11 protein-coding genes are annotated in these 12563 nt (G+C 74.1%); 5 read left to right on the top strand and 6 right to left on the bottom strand.

Annotated elements, in window-relative coordinates; all coding sequences use genetic code 11:
* Positions 1–7: 7 nt before the first annotated feature.
* Together UK12_RS05845 and UK12_RS05840 are read right to left on the bottom strand one after the other, a co-directional pair.
* On the bottom strand, positions 8–1603 hold the full coding sequence (locus UK12_RS05845) for an AMP-binding protein (RefSeq protein WP_045300274.1): 1596 nt from the start codon (positions 1601–1603) through the stop codon (positions 8–10).
* Between the two features lie 51 nt (positions 1604–1654).
* Complete coding sequence (locus UK12_RS05840; RefSeq protein ID WP_045300272.1) at positions 1655–1903, bottom strand: acyl carrier protein; 249 nt, start codon at positions 1901–1903, stop codon at positions 1655–1657.
* 293 nt (positions 1904–2196) lie between these two features.
* Between UK12_RS05840 and UK12_RS05830 the strand changes: the two genes are divergently transcribed.
* Positions 2197–4074, top strand: a complete 1878-nt coding sequence (locus UK12_RS05830) for an alpha/beta fold hydrolase (protein ID WP_052681606.1) — start codon at positions 2197–2199, stop codon at positions 4072–4074.
* Between the two features lie 83 nt (positions 4075–4157).
* Positions 4158–4904, top strand: a complete 747-nt coding sequence (locus UK12_RS05825; RefSeq protein ID WP_045300267.1) for a class I SAM-dependent methyltransferase — start codon at positions 4158–4160, stop codon at positions 4902–4904.
* Positions 4905–5000: 96 nt separating this feature from the next.
* Here UK12_RS05825 and UK12_RS05820 read toward each other — a convergent pair whose 3' ends face one another.
* Positions 5001–5717: a PIG-L deacetylase family protein gene (locus UK12_RS05820; RefSeq protein WP_045300265.1), complete on the bottom strand. Its 717-nt coding sequence runs from the start codon at positions 5715–5717 to the stop codon at positions 5001–5003.
* A 212-nt stretch (positions 5718–5929) separates the two neighbouring features.
* Here UK12_RS05820 and UK12_RS05815 point away from each other — a divergent pair, with 212 nt between their 5' ends.
* The 3 genes from UK12_RS05815 to UK12_RS05805 all read left to right on the top strand — a co-directional run bounded on the left by UK12_RS05815 (position 5930) and on the right by UK12_RS05805 (position 8108).
* On the top strand, positions 5930–6337 hold the full coding sequence (locus UK12_RS05815; protein ID WP_045300263.1) for a DUF3224 domain-containing protein: 408 nt from the start codon (positions 5930–5932) through the stop codon (positions 6335–6337).
* A gap of 181 nt (positions 6338–6518) precedes the next feature.
* Positions 6519–6878, top strand: coding sequence for a VOC family protein (locus UK12_RS05810; RefSeq protein ID WP_045300261.1), 360 nt, complete (start codon positions 6519–6521; stop codon positions 6876–6878).
* Positions 6879–6980: 102 nt separating this feature from the next.
* Positions 6981–8108, top strand: coding sequence for a winged helix DNA-binding domain-containing protein (locus UK12_RS05805; protein ID WP_045300259.1), 1128 nt, complete (start codon positions 6981–6983; stop codon positions 8106–8108).
* 97 nt (positions 8109–8205) lie between these two features.
* Here the strand turns inward: UK12_RS05805 and UK12_RS05800 are convergent, their stop codons facing one another.
* The 3 genes from UK12_RS05800 to UK12_RS05790 form a co-directional block, all read right to left on the bottom strand.
* Positions 8206–9126, bottom strand: coding sequence for a DUF6039 family protein (locus tag UK12_RS05800; RefSeq protein WP_045300257.1), 921 nt, complete (start codon positions 9124–9126; stop codon positions 8206–8208).
* Between the two features lie 70 nt (positions 9127–9196).
* Positions 9197–11479: an ACP S-malonyltransferase gene (fabD, locus tag UK12_RS05795; protein ID WP_231591056.1), complete on the bottom strand. Its 2283-nt coding sequence runs from the start codon at positions 11477–11479 to the stop codon at positions 9197–9199.
* Positions 11480–11543: 64 nt separating this feature from the next.
* Positions 11544–12449, bottom strand: coding sequence for a DUF6039 family protein (locus UK12_RS05790; RefSeq protein ID WP_045300252.1), 906 nt, complete (start codon positions 12447–12449; stop codon positions 11544–11546).
* Between the last annotated feature and the right edge of the window lie 114 nt (positions 12450–12563).

Raw genomic sequence — 12563 nt, 5'->3', positions numbered from 1 at the left:
GTCCGGCTCACTCGGCGAGGTCCGGGCCGCCGCCCGCGAGTTCGGCGATCCGGTCGACCGCCTCGGCCTTCAACAGCGCGAGGTCCGTCTTCCCGTTGCCGTTCAGCGGTGCGACGGGCAGCCACCACAGGTGGCCGGGGAGCATGTAGGCGGGCAGTCGCTCGGCGAGCCGGCGGGCCAGCGCGACGAGATCGGGGGCGGGACCGCCGAGCACGTACGCGGCCAGGACGGTCCCGTCCGGCGTGGCGGCCGCGAAGGCCACGGCGTCGGAACCGGTCAGCGCCCGTATCTGGGCCGCCACTTCGCTCGGCTCGACCCGGTAGCCGTTGACCTTCACCTGGGTGTCGTTCCGGCCCAGGTGGATCAGGCCGACGGTGTCGTCGAGCCGCACCCGGTCGCCGGTGCGGTACCAGCGGCGGCCCGCGTGCGTCACGAACCGTCCCCTGTCGTTGGCCGGGTCCAGGTAGCCGCCGAACATCTGCGGGCCGGTCATGCACAGCTCGCCGACGAAGGCGTCCGCGCTGCTGGGCGAGGACAGCAGGAAGTACTCCATACCCTCGTTCGGCACCCCGATCGGCACCGTCCCGCCGCCCGCCGTCCTCGACGCAGCGTCCCCGTCGGGCCCGACGGCGGACCCGACCGGCCCGGGTGGCTCCCAACGGTGGGCGGTGCAGGCGATGGTGAGCTCGGTGGGCCCGTAGATGTTGTCGACGGTGCTGCGGGGCGCGGCCCGGTGCCAGGCGAGTGCGGTGTCCTCGGGCAGCGGCTCGCCGCAGAAGACGGTGTGCCGCAGTCCTGGCATGCTGTCCGCCCCCAGCAGGCCCCGGCTCTGCAGGGCGCGCGCCAGGCTGGGGGTGGTGTGCCAGACCGTCAGCCCGTGGGCCCGGACGCAGCGTGCCGGGTCGAGGGCCTGGAGGCGGGAGAGCGAGTGGACGCAGGCGCCGCTCGCCCAGGCCATGAAGAGGTCGAACATCGCCAGGTCGAAGGTGAGTTCGTAGATCTGACTGAAACGGTCGGCCGGGCCGAAGGAGTACCTGGGCAGCGCCGCCCGCAGGAAGGCGCCGACGTTCCCGTGGCTGATCGGCACCCCCTTGGGGCTGCCGGTCGACCCGGAGGTGAAGAGGATGTAGGCGAGGTCCGCGACGCTGCGCCCGGTGGGCTCGCGGTACTCCTCGGCCAGGCCGTCCGGGATCGCGCCGCCCGGTCCGCGCGGGGCCAGGACGGTCCGCAGCGGCAGCAGCTCCGCGAGCGGCCGGACCTGGGCCGCCCCCGCCGGATCGACGATCAGGGCGTCCACCCCGGCGGCCTCGGCGACGGCCAGGTTGCGGGCGACGGGGTTCTCCGGCCCGAGCGGTACGGCCGCCGCACCGGCGTAGAGCGTGGCGAGCAGACCGGTGTACGCCTCCGGGCTCTTGGCCGCCAGGATGCCGACCCGGGTCGGCGCACCCGCAGGCGCTGCCAGGAGGGCCGCGGCCCAGGCCCGGGCGCGCAGGTCCAGCGTGCGGTAGGCGATCTGCTCGCCGGCCACGGCGAGGGCGGGTCCGTCGGGATTGCGGCGCAGGCCCGTTCGGAACCACTCGTGCAGCAGGGTGGTGCTGGTCATCGGGGTCTCCTTGGTTCGGCCCCGACGAATTGGCTCGGCCCCGACGGAACGTCAGTCGCGCAGGCCGGCCACGACGCCCCACAGTCTGCCTGCGGTGGCGAAGGTGGCGGGCACCATGGCCTCGTCGGGGAGAGTGATGGCGAACTCGTCCTCCAGGACGCCGGCCAGGGCCACCATGCCGAGGGAGTCCAGTCCGAACGCCGGCAGCGGCGCGTCCGGGTCGAGCGGCGCGTGGTCCGGCAGGCCGCGCAGCGCCGACCGGACCGCGTGCTCGTAGGCCGGATTCCACTGCACAGCCATCTCGACCGTCCCCCTTCGTGCCTCGGCGGTGCCCACGGGCGCGGCAAGGCCCCCGCGCAGTGCGGAACGCAGTACGGAACGCAGTACGGAAAGCCGATCCGCCGGATCATTTCCCCGATTTCCCGAGGGGCCGCTCCGGACGTCGTCCCGATTGCGCGCGGCGGGTTTCACCGGCGGGTCGATAATGACGTCTCCGGGCCGGTCGGAATGCTCACTTGTGAGCAGAGGCGCGGCATCCCGCAGTCAATCCTGGAGCGTCTTGCCGCATCCAGGACGACCAGGATGAGAGGACCATGGCCCACTCCGTGCTCGTGGCCGGCACCGGCGGCGCCTCCGCGGTGCTGGCGGGCGCGCTGGCCGCCGCCGCGCCCGTCCCGGCCGCCCTGCTGACGACCGTCCCGACCGTACCGGCTTCGGCGGAACCGGCCATGGCGGGACGAGCCGTGGCGCCCGGCGGGTTTCCGGCCGCGCTGGCGCAGCTGCGGGCGGCAGAGGTCTGGTGGGTGGCTCCCGGTGAACCGGGGCCTGCCGACCTGGCGGCGGGCCGGGCGCTGTTCGCGGCACTGTCCGCACTCGGCGCGCGGGCGCTGCGGGTGGTCACCGTGGGCCCGACCGGCCCGACCGGCCCGACCAGCCCGACCAGCCCGACCGGTTCGACCGGTTCGACCGGCCCGCCCGGCGCCGACCGGCTGCTGCTGCGCGAGGCCGCAGCGGCCGCCCTGGCCGCTGGTGTGCCCTGGCTGGCGATGCGGACCCCGGTGCCGGTGGCTCCCGAGGCGGTTGCCCGGGGCATCCCGGCGGGCGGCCCGCACCTGCTGCTGGACGCCCTGCACGCCTGGCAGGCCGACCTGGAGGAGCGCTGCCCCGGCTATCCGTCCGGACGGGCCTTCCGCCTGGTGGTACCGAGCGGCGCGGCCGTCCCGCTGCTGTCGTCGGACCGGGCCGCCGAGCGGCTCCGGAACCTGGCCGAGGAGCCCGGCGGCGGCCCGTTCCGGGCGCTGGACGCGCCACTCGTCGGGATCGTCGGCCTGCTGCCGGAGCTCGGCGCGGCGTACGGGCTGCGACTGGAGCCGGCCGGGAGCGAACGGGAGCTGGACGCCGTGGAATTAGCCCTGCACCGGCGGCTCACCCCCTTCCGGGCGTTCGCCGCCGCGTGCACCGCCGCATCCTCCGTCGAGCCGCTGCCCGCCCAGCCGCCGCCCGGCGCGCACCGCAGACTACTCCGAGCGGTCCACCTCGGGCTGACCGGCGCTGCCCGGCAGCCGGCACCGCCCGAGTCGGTGTGCTCGGCCGAGGTGGGCGGCGCCGAGCTGGTGGTGCGCAGCAGCGGGCCGGCCGACGGGCCGGTACTGGTGCTGATCAACGCGCTGGGTCAGGAGCGCACGCCCTGGGACCGGCTGACGGCGCTGCTGGCGGCCGGACACCGGGTGGTGGCCTGGGACGTCCGCGGCACCGGCCCGGTCCCGCGTCCGTTCACCCTCGACGATCAGCTGGACGACCTGGCGGGCACGCTCCGGCTGGCCGGGGTGGCGGCGGGCACGCCCGTCCACCTGGTCGGCTGGTGCACGGGCGCCAAGGTCGCCACGGCCTTCCAGCGGCGCGAGCCGGCGGCGGTGGCCTCGCTGGTCTTCCTGAACCCGTCCTTCCGGCTGGACGGGCCCGGCCAGGAGCAGGACACCCCGTACGAGAGCAATCTCGACGCGGTCTGCCGCGGGGTCATCCGCAACCCGGCCCGTGCCGGGCGGCTGCTCCAGCTGTTCGGTCCGTCGGCCGCCGAGGGGACGGACGGCCCGCCGGGGCCGTGGGAGGCGCTGACGGCGGTGTCCCCGGCGCTGCGCGAGTCCGTCCGGCGGCCGTTCCTGGACCGGGACTCCCTGATCAGGTACGCCGGCCAGCTGCTGGACTTCTGGGCGTACGACAGCGCGCCGGACGCGGCGGGCGTGGACGTGCCGGTGCTCTTCGTGACCGCCGAGCACGACGAGGTCGCCTCGCCCGAGCGGGCGCGGGCCGCACTGGTCCACTACCCGCACGCCCGGCATGTCGAGCTGCTCGGCGCCACCCACTACTGCCTCCACGACCGCGCCGACCTGGTGGCGCGGCTGATCGGGGGGTTCGTCCGGGAGCCGGGGTGTCCCGGCGCTGACGGCGAGGAGCTCCGCTGGGAGCGATGAGGCCCGCCCGGCACCGCGGGACTTCCGACTCCACCGGACGGGCGACACCGGACTTCCGACAGCACTGGACAAGGGAGCGAAGCATGACCGAATCGATGGCCTTCGACCGGGTGGCCGACGACTACGACCGGATGCGCGGCGGTCTGGAGCGCGGACGGCAGTCGGCCGCCTCGCTCCACCGCGACCTGGTGCCCGGCCCGGTGCTGGAGGTCGGGGTGGGCACCGGGGTGGTCGCGGTGGGCCTGCAGGAGCTGGGCTGGGAGGTATCGGGGGTTGACGTGTCCGCGCCGATGCTGGCCCGGGCCAGGGAGCGGCTCGGCGACCGGGTCCACCAGGCGGACGCCCGCGACCTGCCGTTCCCGGACGCCTCCTTCGCGAACACCGTCTTCGTCCATGTGCTGCACCTGGTGGGCGACATGGACGCCGCGGTGCGGGAGGCGGCCCGGGTGCTGCGGCCCGGCGGGCGGCTGGTCGCGGTGCACGGCATGCCCGGCGCCGGGCCGGACGAACTGACCGCCGCCCTGGACCGGCTGGCCGTCCTCCAACCGCCGCGCCCGGACACGGCCGCCGGGCTGGCGGCGACCGGCGGCGGCGCCGGGCTCAAGCTGCTCCGGCAGGAGTACGAGCCCGAGTACGAGCGGGCGACCAGCCCGCGGGAGCTGCACGACAGCCTCGCCCGGCGGCTGCCGCCCTACCTGTGGGACGTGGACGGGGAGACCTGGCGGACGGTGGTGGAGCCGGTCCTGGCGGAACTGCTCGCACTGCCCGACCCGGACCGGCCGCGACCGCAGGTCTGGCGGATGCACCGGACGGTGCTGGCGAAGCCGTGACCGGCCCGGCTCCGGCCCCCCGCACCCGCGCGGGGGGCCGGAGCCGGGAGAACGGGACCCCGGGCCGGCAGGTCAGCAGGTCGGCGAGTCAGCGGCTCAGCGGGGGACCAGCTCGAACGAGATCGCCAGGGTGCCGCCGAAGCGCTCCCCGACACTGCGGGCGAGCCCGACCAGCGGGCCCCGGACGTCGGAGACCGGGGGCACCAGCGCCGCCAGGTAGGCGGCGTGCGCCTCCAGCGAGGCGACCGCCTTGTCGACGGCGGCGGTGATGTCGACGGCGTGGGTGGCGTGCGGCGAGTTGGACATCGCCACGTAGCGCACCCCGCCCCAGGGTTCCAGGCCCGGCTCGGGGAAGATCCAGCGGTTGCCCGCGTCACCGACCGCGTCCAGCAGGGCCCGCCCGGTCTCCCGGTGGTCGGGGGTGTTCCAGCGGCCGCTGACGAAACGGTCGTGGTGGTTGAACCCGATCACCAGCTCCGGCCGGTGCCGCCGGATCGCGGCGGTGAAGTCGCGCCGCAGCGCCAGGCCGCCCTCGACCACGCCGTCGCGGTGGTCGAGGAACTCGACCTGCTCCACACCGACGATCGCCGCGCTCGCCCGCTGCTCGTCCTCGCGGACCGCCGCCGCGCGCTCCGGCTCCATCCCGGCGATACCCGCCTCACCACGGGTGGCCAGCAGGTAGGAGACCGACTTGCCGGCGGCGGTCCAGGCGGCGACCGCCCCGGCCGCGCCGAATTCCATGTCGTCCGGGTGCGCGACGACCGCGAGTGCCCTGGTCCAGTCCTCGGGCATGGCCTGCAATTCATCCGTCATGGACCGGAAAATAGCATCCGGCGGAATCCCCGGGAAGTCCGCAGCCAATCCGTGCGAGCATTTCCGGAAATCACTGCCCGCCATTTCGGAAAACGCTCAGTATTGAGCAGCCCGGGGCGGCGGGCGGCGACAGGATGCCCTCGGCCGCAGCACGACCTGGCACCGGACACGACCTGGCGGCGGACACGACTTGGCAGCGGAGAGGAACAGACATGGAGACATCGGCGACCAGCGTGATGACCTGGGACGCGTGGGCCCCCCAGCCGTTCAGTGAGGCCGAGGGCGGACCGGCGCTGTTCCGGGGCAGCGTGGTCAACCACTACCGGGGCGACGTCGACGGCCGGGGCACCCTGGAGTGCCTGATCAGCATCGGGACGGACGGCACCAGCGGCTTCACCGGGCTGGAGCGGGTGGAGGGCCGGATCGGCGACCGGAAGGGCAGCTTCGTACTGCGCATCGAGGGCGCGACGGCGGCCGGGCGGGCCGAGGCCGCGCTGACCGTGGTCCCGGGCTCCGGCACCGGCGAGCTGGCGGGCGTCGCGGGCGGCGGCCGGTACGTCTGCGAGAACCCGGGCCCGGACGGCCACTCCGACGTCGAATTGGATCTCACGTTCGGGTGACGCTCCGCCATATCGCTCACCTGGCAGCCGACTGGGCCTAAGCTCGTGGACGGGTGCGCGGCCCTCCGCCGATGGCCGTGCCCCTGCCCGGCACCGGCCGGGGCGTGCGGGGGCCGCAGTTCTGCCACGAACTGCAGACGGGTCCGCCGCACGCGGAGCCCTCTCCTGGAAGGAAAGCACCATGCCCATTGGCGAACTCGCCGCGATCACGCTGGATGCCCGCGAGCCGAAGGAGCTGGCCGAGTTCTACTGCAAGGTGACCGGCTGGGACGTCCTGTTCAGCAGCGACGACTTCACCTACGTCGGCCCGGCCGGCACGCCGCGGCTCGCCTTCCAGCGGGTCACCGACCACACCGCGCCGCAGTGGCCGGACTCCGCCAAGCAGTTCCACCTGGACTTCAAGGTCGACAGCCTGGACGAGGCCGAGCGGGAGCTGCTGGCCCTCGGCGCGACCAAGCCGGAGTTCCAGCCGGGCGGCGAGAAGTGGCTGGTCCTCAACGACCCTGCGGGGCACCAGTTCTGTATTACCGTCTTCTCCTGACGCCCGAGTCTGCGGGTGCGGTGCCGGTGCCGGGTACACGGCCGGGCACCGCACCCGCGGCCGTGTCCGGCGCTGCCGGGCGGCAGCCGAGGAAGGAGTGCCATGAGCGGATCAGCGGCGACGGGAGAGGTCCTCGACCGGGCCCGGCTCAACCGGGCCACGCTGGCCAGACAGCTGCTCCTGGAGCGAGCCGCACTGCCGGTGCTGGACGCGGTCGAACAGGTCGTCGCGCTCCAGGCGCAGGTCCCCAACCCGCCCTACCTGGGCCTGTGGAGCCGGCTGGCGGACTTCCGCCGCGAGCACCTCACCGAGCTGATGGAGAGCCGCCAGGTGGTGCGGGCGACCATGCTGCGCGCCACCCTGCAGGTGATGTCCGCGCGGGACTTCCTGGACTTCCGCACACCGGTCCAGCCGGCGCTGACCAAGGCCATGCGGGGCTTCATGGGCAAGCGCGCCGAGGGCCTCGACATCGCCGCGCTGACCGCCGAGGCACGCGCACTGGTCGGCGAGCGTCCCCGCAGCTACGGCGAGTTGGGCGCCGAGCTGCTGGCGTCCCGGCCCGACCGGGACGCTTCGGCGCTCGCCTACATCACCCTGCGCACCCATCTGCCGGTCGTGCAGGTACCGCCCGGCGGCACCTGGGGCTCGGGCGCGAACGCGACGTACGCCAACGCCGACGAGTGGCTCGGCAAGGAGCCCTCCCCCGCCGCCGAGCCGGACGGGCTGGTGCTGCGCTACCTGACGGCGTTCGGGCCCGCGAGCGCGAAGGACGTCCAGTCCTGGTCCGGGCTGACCGGGCTGGGCCCGGTGCTCAAGCGGCTGCGCCCCGAACTGCGGGTGTTCCGCGACGACCAGGGCACCGAGCTGTTCGACGTGCCGGACGGCCCGCTGCCGGACGCCGGCACCACCGCGCCGCCGCGCTTCCTGCCCGAGTGGGACAACCTCCTGCTGGCACACGCCGACCGCAGCCGGGTCATCGCCGACGAGCACCGCACCCGGGTCTACCGGCCGGGCGCCCGTGTGCTGCCCACGCTGCTGGTGGACGGCTTCGTCGCGGGCGTGTGGAAGATCCGGAAGGAGCGCAGGTCCGGCGCGGTGCTGGCCGTCGAGACCTTCGGCGGCCTCGGCCCGGCGGACCTGGCCGCGGTGCAGGCGGAGGGCCGACGGCTGCTGGAGTTCGCCGAGCCGGACGCGGCCGGCCACGAGGTCGAGGTGGCGCAGGCCGACTGATCCCGGCCCCGCTGCGGGTGTGCCGCCGACCGGACCGGTCGGCGGCACACTCCGTTCGGCGGACGCAACTCGGCGGACGCAGTTCAGCGGACGTCGCTCAGCGCCAGAGCTGGGGCGTCAGCGCGCTGTCCCGGGTGCTGCCCTGGACGATGATCCGGTCCCAGGAGCCGCCGCCCTTGTCCGCCGAGATCCAGTCCTGGATGTAGCCCGCGCGCGGCGCCTGCGGGTCCGTCCGGGCGTCCAGTCCCATCAGCGTGTAGAGCGAGCCGAGCGACTTCATGTGGATCAGGAAGTGCACCCGGTCCATCGGGCCGAAGGGCTCCTCGAAGAGCAGCACGGTGGCCTGCCCGTCCGCGTTCAGGTTGACGGTCTCGGCGATGGTCCGCGCGAAGACCCGGGCCTCGGCGCGGAAGGCGTAGTTGAAGTCCACCGTGCGCCGCATGATCACACCGGCCGTCGCCGTGTTCAGCGTGCGCTCGGGGGGCGTCGAGGTCTGCTGCTGGGCCGGCTGCACCAGGAACCTCGGCGGAGTGCCGTCGCTGATCGGGCTCATCGCCGGATCCTGCGCCATCGCCTCGGTCGCCGTGCCGAAGATCCCCCACCGGTGCGGCAGCAGCACCGTCTCCTGCACGCTGCCGGGTACGAACGCCTCGTTCCAGGCGTCGCCGTGGCGTTCGGCGACCGCGCCGCCGAAGACGCCGTTGCGCAGGTCGGTGGGGCCGCCCAGGTGCAGCAGCGCCTCGTAGTCCGTCAGCGAGCGGAAGTGCAGCAGCCAGTGCAGGCGGTCCTTGGTGCCGAAGGTCTCCTCGTAGACGAAGGCGGTGGCCAGTTGCCCGTGCTTGGTGTTGATGTACTCGGCCAGCTCGCGGGCCACCGCCCGGGCGGCGTCGGCACGTCCGGGCGCGATCTGGCCGACCCGCTCGACGATGACGCCGGCGCTGGCCGAGTGCAGCACGCTCTCGACCGGCAGGCCGGCCTGGTGCAGGGCGGACGGGACGAAAGTGCCCGAGGCAGTCATGGTCTCTCCCTCAAAGGTGCGTCGGTGGAGGTACTGGACAGGGGACGGCGCCCCCGTGTGCCGGTCGGTCTCAGTCCCGCGCGAGTGCGGCGAACCGCTCACGGACGGTCCGTGCGGCGCCGCGCATCAGCAGCTCGGCGACGGCGTCGACGTGCCGGGCCCGCCAGTCGGCCAGCTCGGTGCCGTGGACGAGGCGGTTGAACGCGCCGATGGCCGGCCCGCTGTGGATCTGGTAGTTGGCCCGCTCGGCCGGATCGCCGGCCCGGGCCGCACTGTTGCTCCGGGCGAAGTAGGAACGGAACACCAGCGCCATCAGGTGCTTGGGGTCGCGCTCGGCCCGCTCCACCTGGTCCGTGCGGCCGATGCCGAGGAAGTACTCGCGGGTCTCCTTCCAGACCTGCTCCAGGGGCCGGCGGAAGCAGGTGCGCTCCAGGCTCCGTCTGGTGGCCTCGTCCAGCTCCGCGAGCGAGCCGTGCTGCCGGTACAGCTGGTGGAGGCGGTTGGCCCGGGCGGCGAAGAGGGTACCCTTCCGCACCACCTGGACCCTGGCCCCGAGTTCGAAGAGGTCTCCGGCGGGCGCGTAGGCGGTGTCCTGGACGTCCAGCGTGGCGAGCAGGTCCTTCACCGCGTCGGACGTGTCGGCCTCGGGCGTGCACTGGTTGACCGAGCCGGTGACCACGAAGTCCGCGCCGAGCATGAAGGCCGCCGCCACCGCCTCCGGGCTGCCGAGGCCGCCGGCCGCGCCGACCCGTACCCGCTCGGGGTAGCCGTACCGTGCGGCGAGTTCGTCGCGCAGCCGGCCGAGCGACGGGACCAGGGTGAGCGCGACGCCGCCGTCGGTGTGGCCGCCGGAGTCGGCCTCCACGCACAGGTCCGCGCTGACCGGCAGCAGCCGGGCGACCTCGCCCTCCTCGCGGGTCAGCCCGCCGGCGGCCACCAGCCGGGCCACCACGGCCTCCGGCGCGGGCGCCAGGAACTCCGCGGCGACCTCGGGCCGGGAGACCTTGGCCAGCACGTGCCGGACCGCCGTCGGACGGCCGTCGGCGTCGCGGTGCGCGCCCGTGAAGCGGAACCGCACCAGGGCCGGGGTGACACCGGTGAAGGCGGCGGCCTCCACGAACCGCACGCCGTACTCCAGACAGAGGTCGACCAGCCGCTCCTCCGGCCCCGGTTCGTCGATGCTGTGCAGCACGTTCACCCCGAACGCGCCGTCGGCGCCCAGCTCCGCACGGATGGTCCCCAGGCCCCGGCGGACGTCCGGCGCGGCGAGCCCGCCGGCCCCGAAGTAGCCCATCAGCCCGGCCCTGGCCAGCCGGACCACCAGCGCGGTCGAGGCGACCCCGCGGAACATCCCGCCGGCCAGGTAGGCGTAGCGCAGGCCGTAGTCCCGGCGGAACTCGGCGCTGCCGAGGGCTGCGGCACCCGGGTCCGGATCCGCCGCCCCCCGGTCCGGTACCGCAGGCGACCGCAGCGGTGCCGAAGCGGCGGGCGGCGGGGGTGCGGCGGAGCGGGCCGGGAGGCGCGGTTCGTTGCGGGCCGTCTCCCAGAACGCGGTGAGCACCGGCGCCGGTCCGATCTCGCGCAGCTCGGACACGCCCTGCCGGAGCAGTTCGTGCATGCTCTCGCGCCACCGCACCGGGCTGTCGATCTGCCGGCCGAGCAACTCGGCCACCGTGCCCGGTCGGTACGGCTCGGCGGTGACGTTGGAGATCACCGGCAGCTGCGGGTCCGCCAGCCGGAAGCCGACCAGGAACCGGGCGAAGCGGCGGGCGGCGTCCGCCATGTGCCGGGAGTGGAAGGCCGTGCCGACGTTGAGCGGGACGCACCGGCCGGTGCCGTGCCGGCGGACCAGCTCCCGCACCGCCGGGATCGCCTCGGCCGGACCGGCGACCACCACCTGGGTCGCCGAGTTGTGGTTGGCGATGTCGACCTCGGTGAGACCGCCGTCGGCCAGCAGCGCGGCGACCTGCTCGGCGGCCAGACCGACGACGGCCGCCATGCCGCCGCCGCCCGCCTCGCCCATCAACTCGCCCCGCCGCGCGACCAGTCGCACACCGGTCTCGAAGTCGAAGCAGCCCGCCGCGAACAGCGCCACGTACTCGCCGAGGCTATGGCCCGCCAGGAAGTCCGGCGCGGCGCCCTCCTCCCGGGCGGCGAGGCAGCCGAGCGCGTTGACCACGAACAGCGCGGGCTGGGCGTACCGGGTGAGCCCCAGCAGGCCGTCCGGGTCCTGGAGGCACAGCTCCCGGACGGAACGGCCGAGCACCCGGTCGGCCGTGGCGCAGTGCTCCGGGTACCGCTCCAGGAGTCCCGCCCCCATGCCCTTGCGCTGCGAGCCCTGACCGGTGAACACCCACGCCTCCATGGCGCGCCCCTCTCCCGTCGAGTTCCTGGGCCGTCGAGTTCTTGGGCGCCGGTCAGGCCGACGTCGGCATCTGGTAGGGCAGCAGCAGGGTGTCCGCGATGCTGCCGTCCAGGAAGGTGCGGCCCCAACTGCCACCGCCCTTGGAGGCGGTGATGAACTCCTTCTCGAACAGCCGGCGGAAGTCCGGATCATGCCGTTCGAGGTCCAGCAGGGCCTGGTAGTCGGCGAACGAGCGCAGGTGGATCAGCCAGTGCAGCTTGTCCATCACGCCGAAGGTCTCCTCGTAGAGGTACGAGGTCACCGCGCCGGCGAGCCGCTCGTTGACGTAGTTCTGCCAGGCGAAGGCGTAGTAGCGGGCCTCCTTGCGGAATTCGTGCCGGGCCTGGCCGGTCCGGTGCACGGTCAGCCCGGCGTTCGCCGAGTTGAGCAGCAGCTCGTCGGCCACCGAGGTCTGGTGCGAGGCCGGGTCGACCCAGGTGTCCCCGGCGTGGCCGCCCTCGTCGTGCACCAGGCCGTGCTGCGGCACCAGGATGCGCTCCTCGACGGTGCCCTCGACCACGGCGCGCCCCCAGGCGCCGCTGCCGTCGTCGTCCACCACCCGGTCGGACTCCAGCAGGTCGATCATCTTCTCGTCGTGGTCGACCATGTGCAGGCTGAGCGCGTAGTCGTTCGGCGACTTCCAGTGGATCAGCCAGTGGATGCGGTCCTGCACCCCGAACGCCTCCTCGTAGAAGAAGAACGAGGCGCCGTTCACGTCGGCCTGGTTCATGTAGCCGATGACGTCGGCGAAGAGCTTCCGGCCGTCCTCGCGGTGCTCGTACTTGAGCTGGGCGCTGCGGGCGATGATGAACCCGGCGTTGCCCGAGTGCAGCAGCTTGTCCGCCGGCACCGAGCTCTGGTGCGAGGCCGGGAGCGGCGCGGCTCCGGTGGCGGTGTGCGGGCGCGGCTGGTCGGTCATGGGCGATGCCCTTCCTGGGGTGAGGTCATGGTCCTCCGGGCGCCCGGCACGCGGCAGATCTGCCGCAACAGGCAACGGGGCGCGCCGTGTTGACGTCCTCCATGGACGTTAGGC

The organism is Saccharothrix sp. ST-888 (genome assembly GCF_000955975.1).
GTDB lineage: Bacteria > Actinomycetota > Actinomycetes > Streptomycetales > Streptomycetaceae > Kitasatospora.
Note: the sequence above shows the minus strand (reverse complement) of the source record. Positions and strands in the feature narration are given on the sequence as shown.

What these genes read in the sequence shown, in the direction of transcription:
- UK12_RS05805 (WP_045300259.1), top strand. Translation starts at nt 6,981, where the DNA reads ATGAGCGGATCAGCGGCGACGGGAGAGGTCCTCGACCGGGCCCGGCTC.
- UK12_RS05830 (WP_052681606.1), top strand. Translation starts at nt 2,197, where the DNA reads ATGGCCCACTCCGTGCTCGTGGCCGGCACCGGCGGCGCCTCCGCGGTG.
- UK12_RS05810 (WP_045300261.1), top strand. Translation starts at nt 6,519, where the DNA reads ATGCCCATTGGCGAACTCGCCGCGATCACGCTGGATGCCCGCGAGCCG.
- UK12_RS05800 (WP_045300257.1), bottom strand. Translation starts at nt 9,126, where the DNA reads ATGACTGCCTCGGGCACTTTCGTCCCGTCCGCCCTGCACCAGGCCGGC.
- UK12_RS05840 (WP_045300272.1), bottom strand. Translation starts at nt 1,903, where the DNA reads ATGGCTGTGCAGTGGAATCCGGCCTACGAGCACGCGGTCCGGTCGGCG.
- UK12_RS05825 (WP_045300267.1), top strand. Translation starts at nt 4,158, where the DNA reads ATGACCGAATCGATGGCCTTCGACCGGGTGGCCGACGACTACGACCGG.
- UK12_RS05820 (WP_045300265.1), bottom strand. Translation starts at nt 5,717, where the DNA reads ATGACGGATGAATTGCAGGCCATGCCCGAGGACTGGACCAGGGCACTC.
- UK12_RS05790 (WP_045300252.1), bottom strand. Translation starts at nt 12,449, where the DNA reads ATGACCGACCAGCCGCGCCCGCACACCGCCACCGGAGCCGCGCCGCTC.
- UK12_RS05845 (WP_045300274.1), bottom strand. Translation starts at nt 1,603, where the DNA reads ATGACCAGCACCACCCTGCTGCACGAGTGGTTCCGAACGGGCCTGCGC.
- UK12_RS05815 (WP_045300263.1), top strand. Translation starts at nt 5,930, where the DNA reads ATGGAGACATCGGCGACCAGCGTGATGACCTGGGACGCGTGGGCCCCC.